The 22,340-nt window shown below is 50.7% G+C and carries 21 protein-coding genes; 1 reads left to right on the top strand and 20 read right to left on the bottom strand.

The window, feature by feature from the left end:
- Window positions 1-545 precede the first annotated feature (545 nt).
- The 17 genes from rpmF to HMPREF2626_RS03805 all read right to left on the bottom strand — a co-directional run bounded on the left by rpmF (window position 546) and on the right by HMPREF2626_RS03805 (window position 17,337).
- Window positions 546-731, bottom strand: coding sequence for a 50S ribosomal protein L32 (rpmF, locus tag HMPREF2626_RS09925; RefSeq protein ID WP_083272321.1), 186 nt, complete (start codon window positions 729-731; stop codon window positions 546-548).
- A gap of 24 nt (window positions 732-755) precedes the next feature.
- Window positions 756-1,307, bottom strand: a complete 552-nt coding sequence (locus HMPREF2626_RS03880) for a YceD family protein (RefSeq protein ID WP_070617709.1) — start codon at window positions 1,305-1,307, stop codon at window positions 756-758.
- 114 nt (window positions 1,308-1,421) lie between these two features.
- A complete protein-coding gene (locus tag HMPREF2626_RS03875) occupies window positions 1,422-2,627 on the bottom strand; it encodes a nucleotidyltransferase family protein (RefSeq protein WP_070617706.1) in 1,206 nt (401 codons plus the stop codon).
- Between the two features lies 1 nt (window position 2,628).
- The gene (locus tag HMPREF2626_RS03870; protein ID WP_070617703.1) at window positions 2,629-3,393 is read right to left on the bottom strand and encodes a class I SAM-dependent DNA methyltransferase; all 765 of its coding nucleotides are present in this window, start codon (window positions 3,391-3,393) and stop codon (window positions 2,629-2,631) included.
- Between the two features lies 1 nt (window position 3,394).
- A complete protein-coding gene (rsfS, locus tag HMPREF2626_RS03865) occupies window positions 3,395-3,754 on the bottom strand; it encodes a ribosome silencing factor (protein ID WP_070617700.1) in 360 nt (119 codons plus the stop codon).
- A complete protein-coding gene (gene yqeK / locus HMPREF2626_RS03860) occupies window positions 3,754-4,371 on the bottom strand; it encodes a bis(5'-nucleosyl)-tetraphosphatase (symmetrical) YqeK (RefSeq protein WP_246818921.1) in 618 nt (205 codons plus the stop codon). The genes rsfS and yqeK overlap by 1 nt, the downstream gene beginning before the upstream one ends.
- Window positions 4,361-4,999, bottom strand: a complete 639-nt coding sequence (locus HMPREF2626_RS03855; protein WP_070617697.1) for a nicotinate-nucleotide adenylyltransferase — start codon at window positions 4,997-4,999, stop codon at window positions 4,361-4,363. The genes yqeK and HMPREF2626_RS03855 overlap by 11 nt, the downstream gene beginning before the upstream one ends.
- Before the next feature lie 11 nt (window positions 5,000-5,010).
- A complete protein-coding gene (yhbY, locus tag HMPREF2626_RS03850; protein WP_067972107.1) occupies window positions 5,011-5,322 on the bottom strand; it encodes a ribosome assembly RNA-binding protein YhbY in 312 nt (103 codons plus the stop codon).
- Window positions 5,323-5,339: 17 nt separating this feature from the next.
- The gene (yqeH, locus tag HMPREF2626_RS03845; protein WP_070617694.1) at window positions 5,340-6,440 is read right to left on the bottom strand and encodes a ribosome biogenesis GTPase YqeH; all 1,101 of its coding nucleotides are present in this window, start codon (window positions 6,438-6,440) and stop codon (window positions 5,340-5,342) included.
- The gene (locus tag HMPREF2626_RS03840) at window positions 6,430-6,963 is read right to left on the bottom strand and encodes a YqeG family HAD IIIA-type phosphatase (RefSeq protein ID WP_070617691.1); all 534 of its coding nucleotides are present in this window, start codon (window positions 6,961-6,963) and stop codon (window positions 6,430-6,432) included. The genes yqeH and HMPREF2626_RS03840 overlap by 11 nt, the downstream gene beginning before the upstream one ends.
- Before the next feature lie 208 nt (window positions 6,964-7,171).
- Entirely contained in the window at window positions 7,172-7,744 is a 573-nt protein-coding gene (locus HMPREF2626_RS03835; protein ID WP_070617689.1) for a histidine phosphatase family protein, read from the bottom strand.
- Between the two features lie 164 nt (window positions 7,745-7,908).
- Window positions 7,909-9,348 (bottom strand): pyruvate kinase, encoded by a 1,440-nt coding sequence (locus HMPREF2626_RS03830; RefSeq protein ID WP_168162701.1) that lies wholly within the window; start codon window positions 9,346-9,348, stop codon window positions 7,909-7,911.
- Between the two features lie 891 nt (window positions 9,349-10,239).
- Window positions 10,240-12,840: an ATP-dependent chaperone ClpB gene (clpB, locus tag HMPREF2626_RS03825; RefSeq protein WP_070617683.1), complete on the bottom strand. Its 2,601-nt coding sequence runs from the start codon at window positions 12,838-12,840 to the stop codon at window positions 10,240-10,242.
- 78 nt (window positions 12,841-12,918) lie between these two features.
- Complete coding sequence (locus HMPREF2626_RS03820; RefSeq protein WP_141744580.1) at window positions 12,919-13,314, bottom strand: hypothetical protein; 396 nt, start codon at window positions 13,312-13,314, stop codon at window positions 12,919-12,921.
- Window positions 13,295-14,650 carry a Y-family DNA polymerase gene (locus HMPREF2626_RS03815; protein ID WP_070617679.1) on the bottom strand — a complete coding sequence of 452 codons (1,356 nt, stop codon included), beginning with the start codon at window positions 14,648-14,650 and terminating at the stop codon, window positions 13,295-13,297. Before HMPREF2626_RS03815 ends, HMPREF2626_RS03820 begins: the two co-directional genes overlap by 20 nt.
- 109 nt (window positions 14,651-14,759) lie before the next feature.
- Window positions 14,760-15,953 carry a dicarboxylate/amino acid:cation symporter gene (locus HMPREF2626_RS03810; protein ID WP_070617677.1) on the bottom strand — a complete coding sequence of 398 codons (1,194 nt, stop codon included), beginning with the start codon at window positions 15,951-15,953 and terminating at the stop codon, window positions 14,760-14,762.
- A gap of 226 nt (window positions 15,954-16,179) precedes the next feature.
- Window positions 16,180-17,337 (bottom strand): helix-hairpin-helix domain-containing protein, encoded by a 1,158-nt coding sequence (locus tag HMPREF2626_RS03805; RefSeq protein ID WP_070617674.1) that lies wholly within the window; start codon window positions 17,335-17,337, stop codon window positions 16,180-16,182.
- Window positions 17,338-17,571: 234 nt separating this feature from the next.
- On the opposite strand from HMPREF2626_RS03805, the gene HMPREF2626_RS03800 reads away from it, so the two are divergent.
- Entirely contained in the window at window positions 17,572-18,546 is a 975-nt protein-coding gene (locus HMPREF2626_RS03800) for an asparaginase (RefSeq protein ID WP_070617671.1), read from the top strand.
- Window positions 18,547-19,014: 468 nt separating this feature from the next.
- Here the strand turns inward: HMPREF2626_RS03800 and HMPREF2626_RS03795 are convergent, their stop codons facing one another.
- The 3 genes from HMPREF2626_RS03795 to HMPREF2626_RS03785 form a co-directional block, all read right to left on the bottom strand.
- Window positions 19,015-19,203: a hypothetical protein gene (locus HMPREF2626_RS03795; protein ID WP_070617666.1), complete on the bottom strand. Its 189-nt coding sequence runs from the start codon at window positions 19,201-19,203 to the stop codon at window positions 19,015-19,017.
- 558 nt (window positions 19,204-19,761) lie between these two features.
- Window positions 19,762-20,334 carry an HD domain-containing protein gene (locus tag HMPREF2626_RS03790; protein WP_070617663.1) on the bottom strand — a complete coding sequence of 191 codons (573 nt, stop codon included), beginning with the start codon at window positions 20,332-20,334 and terminating at the stop codon, window positions 19,762-19,764.
- A gap of 216 nt (window positions 20,335-20,550) precedes the next feature.
- On the bottom strand, window positions 20,551-21,684 hold the full coding sequence (locus HMPREF2626_RS03785) for an ATP-NAD kinase family protein (RefSeq protein ID WP_070617660.1): 1,134 nt from the start codon (window positions 21,682-21,684) through the stop codon (window positions 20,551-20,553).
- Between the last annotated feature and the right edge of the window lie 656 nt (window positions 21,685-22,340).

The following is a 22,340-nucleotide window of genomic DNA, read 5'->3' as shown; positions in this document are numbered from 1 at the left end:
CCCTTTCTCCCGCATCCTCTCGCACCCTATAGTCAGGTTCGCAAGAGCAGACTTGAAGTGATTCCAGCTCATCGAAACGTCTGACCAAGGTCAGCCTTTTTCGATGAGCCTCCAATCATTCAAGTCTGGGCGCTCTTGCTCTCACCCTAGTTGGGCTCAGGCTAGCAGAAATAGCTCCTCTTCACCAAAATCTGTCGAAAGCCCTCAGTCTTCTCTGGCTCTTGGCTCCAGAGGTCTATTTCTCCCGCTAGCCTTCACACCCTTATTAGTCGGGTTCGCAGAGGCAGAAGCTTCTCCACTTCACACGAACGAAACGTGCAAGAGGGGCTTGCCCTTTTTCTGACTTGCTCCAATCATCCGAGTCTAAGCGCCAAGCCTCACACCCTAACTAGTCGGGTTCGGTCGCTCAGCTTCCTTGTCACTTCACAAGTCTCCGCCGCAGTCTTGCAGACTGCTCTGGTGACTTGCTCCAGTGAAAGGAAGCTAACCGCGCGCCCTCTCACCCTAACAAAAAAAGGCTGGGGATCCCAACCTTTCTAGTCAACTTATTCAGCTGCTTCTTCAGTCATCACATCTTTACCGTTGTAGTAACCACATGCTGGGCATACGTGATGTGATTTACGTAATTCGCCGCAGTTAGGGCATTCGTTCATACCTGGTACGTTTAATTTATAATGTGTACGACGTGAACGTTTTTTTGCTTTTGATGTTTTACGCTTTGGTACTGCCATCATTCACACCTCCTATATCGTCATTTAATCTTCAGACGCTTCATCAGCAAACAAGTCCTTCAGCTTTGCAAGGCGCGGATCGATTTTTTCCTCGCCCTTAAGACTTGAGCGGTAAGAATCCTCCGTCATCATATCCCAGTCCTTGCCCATTGGAAGCTCTTGCTCCTCTGCTTCTTCAGCTGTTAAGCGCTGTTGCGGCAAATGGAGCAAGATGTTGTCTTCAATCGCTCTTTTGAGATCGACTGAATTCCCTTCAACTTCGATTTGTAGAACCGCCTCATCATCAATGATATCTGTTTCCATGCCCTTAGGCAAGTAACGCTCATTAATGGAAAAGGCCATCGACACATTGACAGGCTCTAAGGATCGTGAAGATGGTAGCGTCACATCTAATGCTATTTGCAGTTGTGCCAATACAGTTGCCTCTTCATAAATCACGAAGCCGTCAACCTTCACGGGCGACATGGCTAGGATCTCGTCGCTACGCTCCTGCATCTCATCGGAGATTTCGATGCTGGTATCGATGGCTAGAGGATCTTGTGCCTGAATTCGTAATTCTTGAAATGACCATTTCATGATTGACCACCATTAAGCAACAAGAAAAATTATACCGACTCATCGAGCATTTGTCAATGATATTTCCTTGACAAGTCATTTTTTTCTTCTTGCTCCCTTTCTATGATTATTTTTTCAAGGGCTTATCGGCCAACGCCCAAAGTTCTCGTCTCGGTCTGTCTGGATTAAATAGTCGCTGTAGATTTGGTCGGCCGCTAGCCACTCGGGCCAGGTCTGGGCGACGTCGCGGTTGACCCGCCCTATCCAGCAGTAATTAGCGGGTAAAGCTTTCTTGATGGACCGGCAATAGGCCCGTCCTGCCTCTGACTGGGCCAGGATAAAAATGGGCTGGGGCCCCTGGTGGAGGGCTTGGAGCCGGTCTTTGGAAACTTGCAGGGCCAGCATGAGAAGGAGACGCTGGAGCCGCAAGCGGGGCCAGGACCGCGTTTGAGCGCTAGCCAAGAAGTCCTCCAAATTCCGGTGCTGACGGGCAGCGTCTTGGAGTCGACCTTCAATCCCCCCATCCACCAGATGAACCTGGGCCAAAGTCTTTCGGTCCTGGACTAAGAGCAGGTAGCGAATATAGGGATAAAGAGCTTCGAGACTGGGAAAAGTCTCCTGCTTGGCCAAGCGTGAAAGCATCTCTTCCGGCAAGTAAGGGACTAGGTCTCCTAGCTCCCCTGATTGGAGGGCCTGCCTGAGATAGGTCCCCGAGACGAAGTGTTGGTCCACCGCCTGATCTTGCCGGTGGCCGTCGCCTTGCCTCTGGATAGGATGGGGCATCATATGGAATTGACCACGGTAAATCGTTAAGGCGTAGACCATGGCCAAGAGGGTATTGGACTGGTCTTCAAAATCTAAATGAAGACCTGCCAAGTCCTCTTCCTGGTCCAAAAGATAGGCCCAAGCCGACAATTCCTGGTCAGCATGGCTGTCCTTGGCTTGGCTGACTGTCTGCCGGGCCCGGTCCAGAGCTTCAGGATGTTGGGCCAACCAGGACGCAAAGGTCAGATAAGGGCTAAAATCAGCCGTCTCAACGCCAAAAGCGATATCCTGGCAGCCCAGGACATTCAGATAAGCAATAGCTGCTTGGGCAAAATAATTGGCCGACTGGCTAGCCCACCAAAGCGGCAGTTCCACGACCAAGTCAGCCCCATTGGCCAAAGCCGCCCCAGCCCGGTCCCACTTCGAGGCGATGGCCGGTTCCCCGCGCTGGCAGTAATTGCCGCTCATCACGGCCACAACCAGGTCGGCTCGGCTGACCCGCCTGGCCTCACTCAACAAGTAAGCGTGGCCATTGTGGAAAGGATTCCACTCTGCAATCACACCACAGGCACGCATCCTAAGCCTCCTTCACACAGGTAAAAAAGAGACGATGACTTTCGGGACCAGGAGCTTCAAAGCTAAAGTCAGCACTCACCTGCACGTCCACAAAGCCGGCTTGCTTGAGCAAGTCTTGGTAGCAGGACAAGGGAAAAATCTGTTCCCGGTGAAGCTCTTCATGGCGTTCATAATAGCCCGTTTCTGGGTCTTCGACAAAGATATTTAGCAAGTGGTCGATGGTCCCTACGCCCCGAACTTGTTCACTCCGCCAAGTAAAAACGGCATCATCCCATTCTTCAATATATTGGTAGCCGGGATAGACCTGGTTCATCTGGTAGGCCGAGTGGATGTCAAAGATAAAAAGTCCCCCAGCTTTTAAGGCCTTGGCCTGGGCCATGAAACATTGGCTTAGCTCTTCTGGCCCCTCCAAATAGCAGAGGCTGTCGCAGAAAAGAGTCAGCAAGTCATAGCCTGTTTCTGCTTGGTCTTCCAACATATTCCCCTGGTAGATGCGGTCCCTGTAGCCAGCTTCTTCCAAGCGGGCTTGGGCGCGATCTACCATGTCTTCGGACAGGTCATAGCCCCTAGCGTCAAAGCCGCGCTCAAGCATCTCCAAGGCAAACTCCCCGTCCCCACAGGCTACATCCAAGAGCCGGTAGCGGTCTTGGCCTGGCAGGTAGCGGTCCAGAGCCTCCTGGCAAAAATCAGCCCAAGCCGGATAGAGGGACTTGTCGAAGAGGAGGTCGTAAACCTCCTGGAAGACTTGGTAATTCTTGTCAGCCATCTTAGCTCAACCAGTCGTTAAGGTTTAGAAGTGGGGCTTCATGCCAAAGTTTTTCCAAGTTATAGCGTTCCCGCTCATCCGCTTGGAAGATGTGAACAATGACATCGTGGCAATCCAGTAGGATCCATTTGCCTGCTTGGCGGCCTTCCACTTGTTTGACGTCAAAGCCGTTCTTATAGACCGCTTCTTCCACAGCGTCGGCGACTGCGTTCACCTGGCGCTCATTATTGGCCGTTACGATCACGAAGTAGTCGGCCAAGGTGGTCAAGCCCGCCATATCTAAGGCAACAATGTCCTTACCCAAACGGTCGTCCGCCGCTTTTACCACGCATTCTAATAGTTCCGTATTCTTAGCTGTCATTAAAAGGCATCCTCCTCATGTGCTTGCACCCACTGGTTATAAACGGCAATCGTTTGTGGGTGGATTGGCTTCCTTGTTTCCAATAAATGCATTAAACTGTGCCGGATCTTGTAGTCAACGGCAGCGTCCAGTGATTTTTCAGCGACTTTGCGGGCTTCTTTGACCCCGGGAAAGTCGCGATTGGCTTCAATATAATCGGCAATGTATAAAATCTTATCCAAGTCCGTCCAGGCTAAACTCCCCAGGGTATGGTTCCAAACGGCTTGCTCAATCAGCCGATCGTCCAATCCCAGGTCGCGCTTAGCCATCAGAACAGCGAGCGGCCCGTGCCAAATGGCATTGCCCGCTTCAGGCCAGTCTGGATCGTAACCTGGATGGTCAGCAAAGGCCTGGAGCTCGTCTAAGCTCGCCTCCTTGGCATAGTCATGGAGCAAGGCTGCGATACTGGCCCGCTCCTTATCTTCACCATAGCGGTCAGCCAGGTGGACGGCTGCCTCTTCTACCCCTAAGAGGTGGCGGAAGCGTTTCTTAGACAAGCGGGCTTGGGCCCGGTCCAAGAGTTCTGCTCGAGAAACCTGGATTAAGTTTTTTTGATAGGTCATCTCGTCAAGCGTCAAGATACAATCCCTCCTCTTCAATATAGTGTCTGACAGCTTCGGGGACAAGGTAGCGGATACTGTGGCCCTGGCTAACGGCCTGGCGGATCTGGGTCGAGGAAATCGCCATTTCCGGCACATCGACATAGAGGACCGGATAGTCTGTTTCCAGTTGATAACCTGGACGCTTAACCCCAACAAATTGAACCATCTCGACCAAGTCGTCGATCCGGTACCAGGTCGGCAGGTATTCCACCATGTCCGCACCAATAATGAAATAATAATCCGTATCGGGGTTGAGCTTGGTCAGGATATCCATAGTATCAAAGCTATAGGACTTGCCCTTGCGTTCGAGTTCAAGGCTTTCAATAGCCAAGTGTTCATTGCCCGCAATCGCCAACTCTAACATGGCCAAGCGCTTGTCTGCATCCAGAAAAGCCTTGGGATCCACATGGGGGGCCTGGTAGTTGGGCATCAGGTAAACCTGGTCCAAGCAGAGCTTATCATAGACCTGGTCGGCAATGATTAAGTGGCCCTGGTGGATGGGGTTAAAGCTCCCGCCTAAGATCCCCACACGGCGCCGCTTCTTTGTCCTTTCTTCTAATTGGCTGGCTAGCGCAAGGCCAGCGCTTTGCTCACGCGCTCCCATACGCTCGCCTCCTAGCCCAAAGCCTTGACTTCAGCTGACAGCTTTTGGTTCTTGGCTTCTTGGGAAGGCCGGTAGAGAACCAGGGTCTTGCCGATGGTTTGGACAATCTCTGCCCGCAAGCCAGTCGCCAATTCCTCAGCTGCTTGGTCGACCTCGGCGCTGGAATTTTGGAGGATGTTTAATTTTACCAATTCCCGCTTCTCTAGGGCCTGGTCCACTTGCTTAATTAATTCATCATTCAAGCCATTCTTTCCAATTTGAAAAATGGCCTTTTCCTTTTGGGCAATCTTTTTGAGATACTTCTTTTCTTTATTGTTTAACATCTTTCACACTCCTTAACTTAAATGAGGGCTTCCCGCACGAGGACATCGATCCCCTTAGGACTGTAAATGGCTAGCTTGGCATCCTCTGCCACCGTCAACCAACCCAGGCCTGAAATCACCAGATCCTGGCCGGCCTTGACTTGGAATTCACGCCGGACCCGGTCACCAGCTCCCTCAATCGTAGGAGTCAGAAGTTCCCCCACATGGTCGACATAGAAGGCTTCAGCCCCCTCCAGCTTGCGGCGGTGGATCTTCAGAGCATTGCTCAGGTAGAAGGTGAAACTATTGCGGTCCCCCGCCAAGTAGTCAACCTGGACCAGGCCTCCGATAAAGAAGCTCTGCTCAGGGTTGACTTGATAGGTCCGAGCCTTAACTCGTTTCTTGGGCATGACTTGCTTGAGCCCTTCAGCGGACAGCTGGGAAGTGAGCTGGCCGTCTTCCATAATCCCCGGGGTATCGATGAGATAAGAGGATTCATCGAAAGGAATTTCCACCAAGTCCAAAGTCGTTCCGGGAAAAACGCTGGTCGTGATGAGGTCCCCAGCAATCCCTGTCGCCTTGAGGATACTGTTAATTAAGGTTGACTTGCCGACATTGCTGGCACCGACCACATAGACATTGCGGCCCTTGCGCAAGCGTTCGATCTCTTCCAGTAAATCATCCACATGGTGCTGGGTTTGGGCGCTGGTTAAGAGCAGCTCCTCCACCACTAGGCCCTGGGACCGGGCGTATTTCTTCACCCAGTGTGTCAAGCGACTTTCCTTGATGGAGCTGGGCAGAAGGTCCAGCTTATTGGCCACCAGCAAGAGGTCGTTGTCCCCTACAAAGCGCTTGAGGCCAGGGATCAGACTGCCCGAGATATCAAAAATATCCACCACATTCACCACCAAAGCATCCTCGTCGCTAATCCCATTGAGGATAGCCAGGAAGTCGTCGTGGCTCATGGTCACCCCCTGCAATTCATTGTAGTGACGCAATTTAAAACAGCGCTGGCAGTACAGTTCACCAGTCTCAAGTCCAGCCTCATAGGCGGACTTGGGCGTATAGCCTCGCTGGTTCTTATCAACTGTCTGTATGCTAGCGCCGCATCCGATACATTTCAATGACTCATCTGTCATCTAATTGATTCCTCCATTCCCAATTCTTATGGAATTTATCTAGTAAAAATTTCAAGGGTTTCTCAACACCGCGGTTGACCCGGGTCCACATACCATCTGTCTTGACGACGGGCTTGACCAAGATGGTACGGATGCCCAGACGGTTGGCGCCGAAGACATCGGTCAGGAGCTGGTCACCCACAAAGGCCACCTCTTCCTTGGTCATATCCAATGTCTTGAGGGCCGCCAGGTAACCCGATGAGCGCGGCTTGTAGGCTGGAGCCAGATAGCGGACCCCCAACTGCTTGGCCACATCGGCAACACGGAGGCCGTTATTATTGGACAAGATCAAGATCTCAACGCCCGAACTGGTCATCTCCTCCGCCCACTGTTTCAAGTATTCCGGAACCTGGGCGGAATTCCAAGGTATGAGTGTATTATCTAAGTCCGTAATGATGGCCTTGATCTGGTGCTTTCGGGCCTGGTCCGGGCTAATCTGTAGAATCGTATCCAACATCCAGGTCGGTTGGAATTTTTTTAACATAGCTTGTCCTCCGTTTATTTCTTAGCCTAAGTATACCATAGCCAAGACGGTGACAAAAGCCGATTGGACCCTAACCAGATCGAGCACCCGATCACTGTAACTGCCAGGCTTTGAAAATTAAAGGGTCTTGCCCACACCCTGCGAAGACTTTCAGGCTTCTCTGCTGCTTTGCTCCAGAGGTCCACTTCTACCCGCGCTCCCTCACACCCTAGGGGACGATGATTTCTTTGAGTTGGAAGGCTTGGCCGTCGTAGTTAAAGACCAAAAGTGAGCAGTTGGCGATTTCCCCGACCGCTTCTTGGCCTTGTTTGGCCTGCCAGTAATCCGCAAAGAGGCGGATACAGCGGCCATGGGCAACGGCAAAGGCCTTCTCGCCTTCTTCAATCTGTTCCATGATATAGGTGCAGGTGCGCACCAGCCGCTCTTGGACTTCGGGGATGGTCTCCCCACCCGCTGCCTTGATCTTCCGGTTGAAGTCTTCCCGGGGCAAGTGGTCGCGAGACTGCTTCTCGTATTGGCCGAAGCAAGCTTCTCTTAGCCCCGAAAGCAGGTGGAAATCTTCTCTGGGGCTCTGAGCCAAGGCCAGGGTATCCTGGGCCCGCTTTAAGTCAGAGCTAGCCAAATAAGCCCAGTTTTCTAGCCCCTCTGCTTGGAGGTAGCCATTCACCCGGCTGGCCTGGTCGCGCCCTGTTTCCGTTAGGGGCGAATCGCACCAGCCCTGGATCAGGCCTTCCACATTGTATTGGGTCTGGCCGTGTCGCATTAAATATAGAGTTTTCATCCTTTACCGCCTCTTCATTTCCTTTTTTTCTCCCCTAGTATAGCACGGGCCAGCCCGCAAGTAAAAAGGACGAGAGGCAAAAGCAGGGCTATGACAAAAGCCTTTAGCCCTGGTCCTTCATTTTTGAAATGAAACCAGGGCTAATTTTTTGTAAAATTCGTGAGTTAAAAGCTAGTGGCATCTTTTTTGTCAGGCTCTAAACCTAGTGGACGCAAGGGAGAGGGACTGGTTGGCATATAGTAGCGTGACTGGTCTAGGACCTGGTTGAGGAGTTGGATGCCTTCCTGGATGTGACCGCCCTTATTGAGCATGACCAGGTCACAGCGGCCAGCCAACATGACATCGGCCATCTCAGCCCGGGTAGGGATACCGGTCTTGACCATATTCTCCATCACTTGGGTGGCCCAAATCACCGGAATCCGGGCGGCTCGGGCGATAGCGACCAGGTCTTCTTGAACACTGGCCAAGCGTAAGAAGCCCAGTTCAGCCGCCAAATCGCCCCGGGCAATCATCAGACCCGCATAGTGGTTACGGTTAGCCTCCACTAAGACTGGGAAAAGATTTTCGAGGATCGACTGGGTTTCAATTTTGATAAAGAATGGCGGATGTTGGTCCGTTTCTTCCCCGTAAGCCTCAGCAAGCTGGGCCTTAATCGCCACAATATCTGCCACTTGGCGGACAAAAGAAAAGTTATACCCCCGGGCAAAATCCTTGACTGCTTCCATGGCTTGGCAGTCAGCAGGCGTAAGAATGGGCAGCTGGCTATCTCGCCCGGGGAAGTTCATCCCCTTGGTCGCCTTAATCTTCTGCCCCTTGGCCTTGCGCACCCGGTCGACTTCAACCACAACCCCTTCCTCGTGCTGGGAGGTCACATGGGCGAGGAGGTCGCCATCATACATCACCACCGGATCCCCCACTTCCAGAGATTGGATCAGGTCTTTCTGGGGAGTGTAGAGCACCAAGTTTTGGTCCTGGAAATCTTCCAAGGGCTTGACATGGCTAATGAAGAAAGTATCAGATGCAAAAACCCGGGGATTCTGCTGCTCGGTATAGAGGGCTTCGATGCGGACTTTGGGCCCTGCTAAGTCACAGTAAATGGGATGCTGGCGCACCTTGGCTTTACCAGCTGCTTGGATATTTTTGGCCATAGCCTGCCAGGTCTTAGCCTGGTCATGGGCACAATTAATCCGGGCCAGGTCCATACCCGCCTGGCTTAAATCACTAACATAATGGGGATCGCGACCAGCCTCCGTGGGCAAGGTCACCAGGTTCTGGGCCCGCTTACCAGCTTCTAGGCCGAAAATCTGGAAAGTCTGGGCCTTGGCTTGGTCCATTTCAGTCCAACGCGCCTCTTCATTGGCCACTGCCTCCCCCTGGATAACCTGGACTAAGTGGTCGAGACCCGCGAGCACATTGGCCTCAATCCCCCGAAAGCCCTGGTAACCGAGCTTATCCAGACGCTCCTGAAGCTCGCGCAGGTCCCTCCGCCGCATCACCGCATAGGCCGCCAGGTTCTTAGCACTCGATCGAAAATCTTCCCGGATGGATTGCGGCTCCCAACTCGCATAGAGAGCTTGCCCTTCCTCCTGAATTTCTTTTCGCAATTGTCTGACTACTCCTACTAAAGACTGCTTCTCCATAGAAACCACCTCTCTAAATTATAGGACATTCCTTTAACCTTATCTTACCAGTATCCCAAAGAAAACGGAAAGAATATACTCCTAGGGTGTGAAGGCTGGCGTTTAGCTTTCCTTCACTGGAACAAGTCAGCAGAGCCAGTCTAAAAGACTGTGGCGGGGACTTGTGAAGTGACACGAAAGCTGCCAGACCGAACCCGACTACACAGAGTGTGAGCAAAGGCGTTCAGAAAGGGATGACTGGAGGCAAAGAGGATAAGAGCGGCTTTAGCCGGTCGTTCCACTTTGCTGAAGTCACTCCCTTACTGCCTTTGCGAACCCGACTAAAGGGCGCGAGCAGTTACGTCCAGACTTGAATGACTAGAGCTCAAGCGAAAAAGAGCGACTTTAGCCGCTCATTCCGATTGGATGCAAGAGGGGGCACTTAATCCTTGATAAGTCTCCAACTTTCAATCCAAGGCTATGAGTGTGGGTTGATAGCAGCTAAGACTCAAATAAAAGCCCTAAGTGTGACTTAACAAAATAAATTCAAGGCCACAGAGTAAAGACAAATAAAAAGCGTGGCAAAAGTCACTATTGACTTTTACCACGCTCTCTTATCGCAGGTTACAGCTTTTAATATTTAAAGCTAACGATTTACTAACAACTAATTAAGCCATCACAGCTATGAGCAGTAGTGGAGCGTTGAAGTTGGTCGTTAGCCATGACCTAGCAAGCGATGTGAATTAGGGATAGTAGGCGCTAGCCGTACTAGCCCTTTGAAGCTCGCTAGGTGAGGGACCCTGGCCCGAACCGATGCCATGGCTTTTTAACGACCAAATTCAAAAGCGGAACGAATGCTCCCCAGCACCATTAAGCTTATTCGACTTCAAAGCTAACTTGGTCGTCTTTTTCTTTAATTTGCACTGCTTGCCCCGATTGGATATCGCCGGCGATAATTGCCCGGGCCAGTGGGGTCTCGATATGGTTGGTGATGAAACGACGCAGTGGACGGGCCCCAAATTGAGGTTCATAGGCTTCATCAGCAATCCATTGTAGGACCTCTTGGCTGTAGTCGAGGTGGATGTTTTGGTCAGCTAAGCGTTGGTTGAGTTGTTCCAAGAGCTTAGCCACAATGCCTGTCATATTGTCTTTAGACAGTGGGCTGAAGAAGATAATGTCATCAATCCGGTTCAAGAATTCAGGTTTGAAGTAGCTATGGAGACGGTCTTTGACTTGGTCACGCGCTTCTTCAGAAATTTCATCCTGGCCTGACTCGCTGTCTTCCAATAAGATATCGGAGCCTAGGTTAGAGGTCATGATGATAATGGTGTTCTTGAAGTCGACGGTCCGGCCTTGGCCATCAGTCAAGCGACCATCATCTAGAATTTGCAAGAGGATGTTGTAGACATCGGGATGGGCCTTTTCGATTTCGTCTAGAAGAACGACAGAATAAGGGTGGCGGCGGACAGCTTCGGTTAATTGGCCCCCTTCTTCGTAGCCAATGTATCCTGGTGCGGCACCGACCAAGCGGGAGACATTAGCTTTTTCCATGTATTCGCTCATGTCGATGCGGACAATGTTGTCTTCGCTGTCAAACATTTGTTCAGCCAAGGCCTTGGCCAGTTCGGTCTTCCCGACCCCAGTTGGTCCTAGGAAGAGGAAGGAACCGAGTGGGCGGTCAGGGTCTTGGATGCCGGCCCGCGAGCGGAGGACAGCGTTGCTGACGGTATCCACGGCCTCATCTTGACCAATCACACGTTGGTGGAGGCGGTCATCTAAGTCGAGGAGTTTTTGCCGTTCACTTTCAGCCAATTTCGACACAGGAATGCCGGTTTGACGAGAAACCACTTCAGAAATTTGTTCTTCTGTGACGGCTTCTTGGACTAGGCTGGACCGTCCTTCCATGTCCTCAGCATAGTCAGCTTCCATTTGGTTCAATTCTTTTTCTAAGGCTGGAATAGTCCCGTGTTGGAGGGTAGCTGCCTTTTCCAGGTCATAATTTTGTTGGGCCATTTCTAATTGCCGCTTGGCGTCATCCAATTCTTGACGTTTGTCTTGGATTTTCTTGAGCCCTTCTTTTTCGTTTTCCCATTCCATGGTTAACTGGTTGGTTTTTTCCCGGACTTCAGCTAATTCTTCTTGGAGTTCAGCCAATCTTTGCTTAGAAAAGTCATCCTCTTCTTCCTTGAGGGCTTCTTCTTCAATCTCTAATTGGAGAAGACGGCGGCGTTGCATGTCTAGTTCAGTTGGGATGGAGTTCATTTCCACCCGGATCTCAGCACAGGCTTCGTCGACCAGGTCAATGGCCTTGTCTGGCAGGTAGCGGTCGGTAATGTAGCGGTCCGATAACTGGGCTGCTGCCACTAGGGCTTGGTCGTGGACCTTGACATGGTGGTGGTTTTCAAAGCTTTCGCTCAAGCCACGCAGGATGGAGATGGTGTCTTCCACAGTCGGTTCTTTAACCAAGACTCTTTGGAAGCGGCGTTCCAGGGCCTTGTCGGTTTCCATGTATTCCCGGTATTCATCCAGAGTTGTGGCCCCGATGCAGTGCAATTCACCCCGGGCTAACATAGGCTTGAGCAAGTTACCGGCGTCCATAGAACCTTCTGTCTTACCAGCCCCAACAATCATGTGGATTTCATCGATGAAGAGAATAATTTCCCCATCAGAAGCTTTCACATCATTTAAAACAGCCTTCAAACGCTCTTCAAATTCGCCCCGGTACTTGGCCCCTGCAATCAGCGCCCCCATATCGAGAGAAATTAATTTCTTATCTTTTAAGTTGCTGGGGACATCCCCTTTGACAATTCTTTGGGCCAGGCCTTCAATAATGGCGGTCTTACCGACCCCTGGTTCCCCGATCAGGACGGGGTTATTCTTGGTCTTACGGGACAAGATACGGATCACATCACGAATTTCTTCGTTCCGTCCGATAATCGGATCCATCTTCCCTTCCCGGGCAAGTTGGGTCAGGTCGGCCCCATATTTTTCTAATGCTTCGTAGTTTTCTTCTGCATTCTTGGAAGTCACACGATCACCCTTTCTTAAGTCATCGATCAAGGCTTGGGCAGCCTCTTTACTGGATACGCGGTTGAGCCACTGGCTGAGCCCTAAATAAGTCAAGTCAAAAATCGCATAGAGGACGACTTCTGTGGAGAGGTATTCATCCCCTCTTTCAGCAGCTAAGTCTTGGGACTTTTGAATTAATTCAGCAAGTCCCCTGGAAATTGCCTGCCCATATTGGACATTATCCCCTCTCACACTAGCAATTTTATCGAGTTCACGGTCTAATTCAGCTTCTAAAGCATTCATGTCGATGTTTAAACGTTGATAGAAATTGTATGCGAAGTTGCCTGGCTCTACCATGGCTTTGAATAAATGTGCAACGGTAATCTCTTGATGTTGGCGGAGCTTAGCAATCTGTTGAGCATTGGCTAAGGCTTCTTGCATGGCCGTTGTCATTTCCATATTATTCATCTTATCACTCCTTTGCATACTCTTATTATAGCCTATTGGTCAGAAAAGGTCAACCTTTTAATTGACATTTTTTGACCTTTATTTTGACCATTTCTGATAAGGCAGGAGTCGGATGTGGCGGAGGTCTTCCCAGGGGTAAAAGTCCCCGTCCAGCCAAAGTCCTCTAGCATCCCACAGGCCATTAAAATAAGCCTGGCGCTTGTCAGAGATGCGGCCCAGTTGGTCATAGCGGTTGAGCTGGAATTCAACCGGGCGCTGGTAAACATAAGCCTGGTAGAGGACTTGGCTTATTGCTCGAGCGGACATTTGAGCTTCTTTGGCATTGTCTTTTTGGTCTTCTTTGATGTTGCCTTCAATGCCCTGGACCAGTTCATCTAAGGCAAAAGCCGTCCGCCACTTCAAGTGAAAACCGCGGTCGTGGTAGGCATTGTAATCGGTAAAGTGCTTGCCCCTCCTAGCCATCCGTCGCCACATCCTCGATCCCTGCCATGCCCCCTGCATGTCCGCCGACGAGCTGGGACCGGGCGATGGCGCGGGCACCAGAACATAGCGAGGTAGCGGGGACCAGGCTCTTAAAGCCATACTTCTGACGGATCTTATCGATGACTGCTTCCAGGGCATCCGTCTTAGGATCAGCGGCGAAGAGAGACAGCTGCTCACAGCCCGCTTCCTCCAGGTCAAAGGCCGAAACGCCGATATTTCGAACCACTTGCCCCTGGTAGATTTGAGCAAATAAGCGCTCGAGGACGGGGAGAAACTCAGACCGTCGCTGGCTAGCCAAGAGTCGACCTGAAGCCCGGCGGAAGGTCCTGCCATCCGGCGAACAGTAGCCCTTGGAATAGCCCAGGACCAAGGTCAGGCCCTGCGCCTTATAGCCCTCCCGGCGCAAACGCGTGGCCAGCTGCTCCCCCATCTCCTTGACCACAGTCAAGACCTCGCCAGCCTGGTCATAATCGCGGGGCAAGATTTGATGGTTGCCCAGACTCTTAGTCTTCGGCGGCTTGAGCGGTTCGATAAAAGACCGGTCAATCCCCCAACTGTGGGCATAGACCTGCTCGCCTAGCCGGCCAAACTTATCGCGGAGCAGATAGGGGTTGCTGTGGGCCAGGTCGTAAATGGACTGGATGCCCAGGGCCTGGAGCTTGCGGGCCATCCGCTTACCGATCCCCCAAAAGTCAGTCAGGCAGTCCATTTGCCAGAGGGTCTGGGGCACATCTTCATAGCGCCACTCCGCCCGCATATTTTTCTGATGTTTAGCCGCATTGTCCAAGGCCAGCTTGGCTAATAAAGGATTATCTCCGATGCCGACCGTCACATAAATGCCAGTTCCTTCATAAACCGCCCGCTGGACCATAGCCGCAAAGTCGCCCGCTGTCTTCTGCTTGAAGAGCCGCATCGATGCGGTAATGTCCATAAAACTCTCATCGATGCTGTAGACGGCATGGTCTTCCGCCGCCACAAAAGACTGGTAAATTTGGTTAATCTCCTGGTTCTTCTCCATATAATAGCGCATGCGCGGGGGAACGATATAGAGGTCGTCAGGATAAGGATAGGGCAGGTCCCTAGCTCGGGACACATTGGAAATCCCATAGGCTTGCTTGGCAGCTGGTGACGAGGCGAGGATCAAGCCCGAAGCCCTTTTCCTCGGTCCATCTGGCGGGTAGGACATCACGACTAATTTAGCCGTCAAAGGATCTAAGCCGCGGTCTACCGCCTCCACGGAAGCATAAAAGGACTTGCAGTCAATGCAGAGAATCTCCCGGCGCGGTTCCTTATCATAGTCAAAAATATAGTCATCATGAACTTCCATAATACTCCCTCCCATAGAACGTGTGTTCCTATCCATTATAGAACGTATGTTCTTAAATTGCAATTAAAAAAGAGCCCGGTAAAATCGAGCTCTTCAGTGGGAAAGTATTTTACTTCTTGTCTTGGTGTAACTTATCGATGAAGACCGCAATGGCGTTGTCACCCGACACATTGGCGGCGGTCCCAAAACTATCTTGGGTAATATAGAGGGAAATCATCAACTGCTGCATGGAGTCTGAAACAATTCCAACCATGGGCAGGAAAGGCAGGGCCGACATAATGGCTCCACCTGGCGCTCCTGGTGCAGCAACCATGGCGATCCCTAGCATCATGATAAAGCCAAGCATCATCGAGAAAGGATGGGGCATATCATACATCAGCAAGAGGGTCATGGAACAGCAAGTAATGGTGATCATCGACCCGGCCAAGTGGATGGTCGCACAGAGCGGCACCACGAAGTTCCGGATATCCTCAGACACCCCATTCTTCTCAGCACATTCAATATTGACTGGAATGGTTGCTGCTGATGACTGGGTCCCAACGGCTGTGATATAGCCTGGGATTTGATTTTTGATCAATTGGATGGGATTCTTACCCGCATAGAGACCAGCTACCACGAACATAGCGCTGATATAGAGCAGGTGAAGAATAATCACCACAATGAAGACCTTCCAGAAGACGCCCAGAATCGTAAAGACCGATCCGGTGTAGGATAGGTTGGCGAAGTTCCCGAAGATATAAATAGGAAGTAAGGGAATCACCACTGTCGCTAAGACCTGGGTGATCACTTCCCCAAAGTCGCTGAAAACTTCATATAGGGCCTCGCCCTGGCCTTTTTGCCGTAACCAAGAAATCCCTAGCCCCATCATGAAGGCAAAAATAATAGCACCTGTCACATCAAAGAAGGGCTCCAAGGGAATTTCAAAGATAGGGGTCAAGCCCTCCCCTGCCTCATTCAGCTTCTGGACTAAGTCATCCGTGATGAAGTGAGGAAAGAGGGTAATGGCGGTGGTATAGGCGATGGACCCCGCGATCAAGGTCGAAATATAGGAAGTCAGTGCGGTAATCCCCAACAGACGCCCCGCCCCATCACTCAAGTCAGCAATCCCCTTGATCACTAAACCAATGATCATAAAAGGAATCACAAAGTTCAGGAAACTAGAGAAAATGGCGGAGAAGGTGATGAAGGCACGCAGGAACCATTCCGGAATAAAGGACAGTTGACCGGCAATAATCCCTAAAATAATAGCAATAATCAGTCGCGGCACAAGGCCTAATTTTTTCTTTTTCTGCTCACTCGTCATAAGCAATCCTCCTAAAAATAAAAAAACCACCGGGGTGGAAAATATGAGTATTTTTTAATTTTTCCCACTGTATTCTAATCATAGCAAAAGCGTCAGGCAAAGTAAACAAAATTTTAAAGGATCTTAATCTTTACAGCTCCTTGATGACACGGCAAAACAAAAAAAGATCCTGCGGTCAACAGGATCTCAGTTATTTCATTAGCGGCATGACTTTCCAATTGAGCCATTAGATAGCCAGCCCCCATTGTCTGAGACGGACTATCATTTCGTGTTCGATTCCCTTGATGGCGAGGAGGTCATTGGCGTCGACTTGGGCCAGAGCCTCAAAGCTCGCATAGCCTGCTTCTGTCAACAAGGCAGCGCCCTTCTCACCGATCACTTGCTCAAGCCACCAAGCCGCCACTTCTGGCCCAGCTTCTTGGTCATGCGCTTCGCCCCTTTCAAAAAGAAATGCGGAATAGGCCCGGTCCCGGAAGCTCTCGCTGTTATCACTCCCGGCATTATACAGGTGGTAGAGGTTGAGAGCTTCCGCCAGGTTATAGTCCTCTTCCAGGTCAGCCAAAGTCAAGCTTTGGGCTGGCTTGGCTTTAGCCTTTTCCTTGAAGAACTTATAACTGTAGTCATCAGACAAGAGACTAGGCAGGATGGGGTTAGCCGCCAAGACCAGGGTCTGGTAGTCGTGCTTGGTCAGGTAATCGACTAGATTGTGAGGGGTCATTTCGAGGTTCACAATGTCTTCAATAGGCCAATTATCCTGGTTGAAAAACTCGGCCAAGTCTGAGTTGAGCCGGTTGAGTTCTTGCCAGAAGTAATCCACCCAGAGCAAGTGGTCGGTCCGGTAAGCGAGTAGCAGGCAGGGCAGGAGGATGATCTCATGGATCTCGTCCGCCTCTATTTTGGGGTAAACTTGGACCATCCCTTCCCAGTCCCCCATATGGTAGTAGAGAATCAGGATTTCCCGCTTAAATTCAAAACGCTCAGTCATCCCTGCCCGGAGCAAGATGTCATAGATCTCAGCTGCCAGGGGATAGCGCCCCATCTCCGTATAAAGGGAGCCAATCTCGTGGAGCAAGCGGAGATAAGGCCGCTGGGCAAGGTTGGCATAGGACAGCTTAGGCCCCTTCAGATAAGTCGCCTTGTGTTCCTGGGCCAGCGCCTCCAGGTAAAGGAGCCGGGCAGGCAGGGGAATCCGCTCCAAGCGCAACATCAGGGCATCTAAGTTCTCCGGCCATAGCTCCAAGGCCTGGTCCAGGTAGCGCTCATGTGCCGACACAATCTCCAAGGCCCAGGCCCGCTCGAGATACTCTAAGGACTCGGCCTTCTCCTCATCCCCAGGCGCCTTCCGCAAGCGGTAAAATTTCATTTCAACAGTCCATTCTCCCATTCAGACGTCCTCCTCTATTCCTTTCATTTAGGGTCATTATAGCATGTCCAAGTGACAAAATAAGCTTTTTTGATCATTTTGTCCTTTTCTTGCAAAATTTGCAATAATCTTGACAGCTTTGGCGGCTGATCTTGACATCTGCTTGCCTTTTGTGTGAGTTCAGCTGACTGCTATTGACTTTTCCACCGCTGTAGCCTTTAATTAAGGAAAAAAGACCCCAGAAAGGAGCTTATTATGACAAAACGAATTCATGTCATCGGCACCGGTGGCACCATCTCAGCGGCCGGTGCAGCCGGCAAGACCACATCCTACCAGGCAGGAGCCTTCGACGCCAGCCAATTACTGGAGGGCCTCCCCTCCCTGGATGAGATTGCCAAGTTGACCTATGAACAAATCTTCTCCGTAGCCAGCGAGTCCTTGACCAATGCCCAACTCCTCCAACTGGGCCAGCGCGTCCAAGAGGTCCTGGCCGATGAAGGCATTGATGGTGTCGTCATCAGCCACGGGACCGACACCCTGGAGGAAACAGCCTATTTCCTCCATCTCACCGCGCCTTCAGACAAGCCCATCGTCCTGACTGGAGCCATGCGCCCCGCCACGGCTGCCAGTGCAGACGGCCCCATGAACCTCTACCAGGCCATCTGCCTGGCTGCTAGCAACCAGGCGGTGGGCATGGGGGCCTTGGTCGCCTTCTCCGACGGCATCTACTCTGGACGCGAAGTCCAAAAGACCAGCAACTTCCGCCCCCAAGCCTTCGACAGCCGGGACCTAGGCTGCCTGGGCTATCTACGCGAAGACCAGGCCTACTTCCTCCAGCGTCCTACGAAGCCCAGCCCTCGGATCGACTTAAGCGAAGTGGCCCAACTCCCCCGGGTAGACATCGCCTACTACCATGTGGGCGCCTCAGCCGATATCCTGGACTTCTTCAAGGACCGCTCGGACGGGATCGTCCTCGCCGGGGTAGGCACCGGCAATATTAGCCAGGACTGGTGCGACTACATCAAGTCCCATGAAGATCAGCTCCCCCCTATCGTCCGCAGCTCCCGGGTAGCGAACGGCCTGACCCTCTACGAAAGAAGTGTCGACAAGGGTATGCCCTTCATCCCCTCCGGCAGCCTCCCCCCAAGCAAGGCCAAGATCTTGTTGATGCTTCTCTTGACCCAGACCCAGGACCCCCAAGCCATCCGGGAGGCCTTTGAACGCTATTAGAAGATAAGAAAAAAGTTGAGAAACTAGCTTGAGCTAGGATCTCAACTTTTTCTTTTGCTTTAAAAACAGTAACATGATCAGAACAAAGCCTATTACTTTAACAAATTGTACTGGTGAGCATCCGTTTCGCTTTTGAATTTGCCCCTTAAAGAGCCATGGCATCGGTTCGGGCCAAGATCCCTCACCTAGCGAGCTTCAAACGGCTAGTACAGCCCCAAAAAAGGCCTACTATCCGTAATTCACATCGCTTGCTTTTCATGGTTAAGAGCCAACTTCAACGCTCCACTCCTGCTCAAAAAAGCAGCTAGTATAGGCTTCTTTAATTACTGGTTATCAATATTGATAATTAGAGAATCCCAAATTTTGAAAAGTATAGGCTATAAAATTTATAATGGCTTTATTTAAGCATGAAAGCCTCTATCTTCTATAATTAGTGCTGTAGTAACTACTAGCTATTGGGCAAGCCAATTATTTTTCTTTTGGCTTAAATATGATCAGGCAATTAAAGATAGTCACTACGGTAATGACAATAACTTTAAAGACGGTTAAGCCATCTTCGAAGAAATAATCTAATGTAGCAGCAGTTAAAACTGTAAGGTAAAAGAACTTTACAAGGTCAGGTAGTTTGTAAAAGAATTGGTGGATTTTATTTAGCATGAAAAGGCCTCCCTTAGCCTGATATAGCGGTATATCTACATGTCAAAGTTAACAAGAATAATAGGCGCTCGCAAGTGATATTGTCTATATCCAGCTTATATCAGCTATCATTTCTTAATCCCCTAACTTAGAAAAACAGCTCGAAGATGAATCCATTGATTGACCTTCGAGCTAAACTTAGTCTACTTGTATCATTGTTAACATTTAATGATTGTCTTTTTCCTCATCGTCTCTTCCTTGGTCTTGGTCCTTATCTTCAGATAGATATCTCTTTATGATCCATTGAAGAATGCCGTAAGTTACAAAAAATGAAACAAATAAGCCAAGATAAGCAGCCCAATTATCCATACGATCAGTCCTTTCTTACTGTGAACGAATGCTGATTGGGCTTACAAGGCAGAAAGTAAAAGGGCGACGGCAGTTGAGGCTAAAAACTTCTTTTTATACATATAGTGCTCCTTTCTTGTCCAAGGGGCTAGCTACATGTTTAAACTAACAAGAATTACAAGCGCTTTCAAGTGATATTGTCTAGATCTATCTCATATTAGACATTTTTATCTAACTCATTATTTCCTCATCCGCTAACTTAGCCTGGGTATCTTTACGGATTTCTTCGCGGAGCTGGGTCATGTAGTCAGAGAACTGGACCTTGTCGTCGGCGTAGGTCAGGTTGAAGGACTTCTCAAAGTCAGTCCAGGTATCTAGGTCGGAAAGGTTATGCTGGATCAGGGCTTCCTGGCTATCGATGGCCTTATAGATCTTGGCTTCAAGGGTCGTGCGCTCTTCCATCTCACGGTATAGGGCCGTCATTTTGTGTGCGGTGTCATTAGGAAGAGAATTCACCCAATTCTTCAGCAAGTCCTGCTCCTTGATCTCGTCCGCTTCGCCCTTGTCAAAGGTCGGAATATCTCCCGTGAAGCACTCGCCCAGGTCATGGATGATGCACATCTGAATCACCTTGTTCATGTCCGCCTGGGGGAATTCCTCCATCAAAAGAAAAGCCATCAGGGTCATCATCCAGGAGTGTTCAGCCACACTCTCATGCCGGCCCTCCTCTGTGTAACAGTGTCGGGTCGTGTCCTTTAACTTGGCAGCCACTGATAAAGCATCGAGTAATTTTCTTGGTTTCATTGCAAGTCCTCCTTAACAAGCGCTTGGGATTTCATCATTCTCTGCTTATCCTAACACAAATTTTTCAACTTTGAGAAGCCTCTGGAGCTTGCGGTGGGCTGATTCTATTTTTACTCGCTTGAGCCACAAATCATTCCAAATCAAAAAGCCCCTGCCCTCCTTAGGCCGACAAACAAGCTTGCCAAGCCAAGGAGCGGGGCTTTTTACTGGTCTTTTCTACTTCATGGCTTCGACCTTGTGCATGGAGTACTGGCCATAGCCGGTGGTGACCTTGTAGTAGCCGGTGAACTTCTCATCGATGGCGTCGTCCATGGTGTAGATGAGGAAGGGGTTGGTGCCGATGGTCATGATCTTACTTGGGGTGGCGACAATGCTTAACTTGTCTTTGTCGATGTGGGCGAGGACCCGCTTGGAGAGTTGCTGGTTGCCCCGGCCGAGGATGTAGCCCTGGCCGCCCATGGGAGTCACGATCAGGCGGACATCTTCTTCCCCTTCAATGGCATCCAAAATCTCCTGCTCATTGGCATCCTTAACGAGAAGCTGGCGGTTCTTGATGATATCTACCCCGAGAACCGTCACATCTAGACCCAATTCGTCCATGATATGCCGGGTGGAGGTCCCTGAGCCAATCAAGTACATGGCCTCGTCATCCATATGGTCCAAGACATCCAGGGCGATGGATTCCTGGGCCGCCTCGTCCGACTGGGGACTGGCCGACTTCAGGTTCTGCATAAATTGACTGTGCTGGGGCACGCGGAGGTAGCCGAAGACTTGGATATCGACCTCATCTTGGCGGAAACCAGCTTCATCCAGGTCCAAGACCTCGGTTTCATGGTAATCCATGGGGCTGTCCTGGGCCCATTCCGCCAGTAAGCGGCCGGCAGACTCAGGGGAATTAGCATAGACCGCCGAGTAGATCTTAACTCCGGCTGGAACGCCAAGTGCTGGAATGTCCAAGCCAATCTTCCGGCAGACATCCCGGGCTGTCCCATCTCCCCCCACAAAGACAAGGAGATCTGGCTGAGCAGCTTTGGCGGCATCCAGGAAGGCTTCCGTATCGGACTTTTGAGTCTCCAGGGCTTCCTTTCCGCTCGGTTCATAGATGACCTCATAGTCGAGGCCTGCTGCCTTGGCCGCATTTTCACCCATAGCACCAGCAGCCACCAGGAGCTTCACAGGCGCGTCAACTTCTGCCAAGTGTTGGAGGGCCTTGCCTGCTTTGACCTCCGCTTCCGGTTGGGCGCCCAAGTCTAGGGCCCGCTGCAAGATATCGGCCCCATCCGTCCCCTTCAAGCCAGCCCGACCACCCATACCGGCAATCGGGTTAATTAATAATGCCATTGTTTTCATCCCATCACTCCTCTTAAATATGTTAGCGCTTTCATTATAACATTTCTATGAAAAGAGAGCCAGGAAAATGTTGGGAGACATCAGCTTTTGCAAGGCTTCCCTCTGCTGGGGAAAGGAGGATAGCGAATGGCTCCCCTATTCGAAACTAGACAAACATACACCTTCCAAGAGCACCTCTATATATTAGAAAATCTCTAAAAAATTGATTTCATTTTCAAAAATAAAAAAATTAGCCAGGCTAAACGCTGCCTGGCTAATTTATTCATCTATGATTGAGGGAGGTAAGTGCTCGCTCTCATCCCCTAGTCGGATCGGCCTAGCAATCCACACTCGGAGGGCCTGTTTGTGTGTTGCTTGCTATCAACCCACACTTGAAGCCTCTGTTTGTGTGCTGCTTGCTATCAACCCACACTTGAAGCCTCTGTTTGTGTGTTGGCTGCTATCAATCCACACTTGAAGCCTTTATTTGAGTGTTGGACAGCGTCAACCCACACTCAAAGAACCGGTTTGAGTGTTAATTTCTTGTTCGAAATGCCCCGCGCGCCCTCACACCCTTTAGTCGGGTTCGACTTGGCAGACTCGGAATGATTTCACAAGTCAGAAACGAGCGAATCCTTCGCTCTTTTCTGACTTGCTCCAATCATCCGAGTCTAAGC

The organism is Aerococcus sp. HMSC062A02 (genome assembly GCF_001809535.1).
GTDB lineage: Bacteria > Bacillota > Bacilli > Lactobacillales > Aerococcaceae > Aerococcus.
The sequence above is the reverse complement of the archived record's forward strand: the minus strand, read 5'-3'. Positions and strand labels throughout refer to the sequence as shown.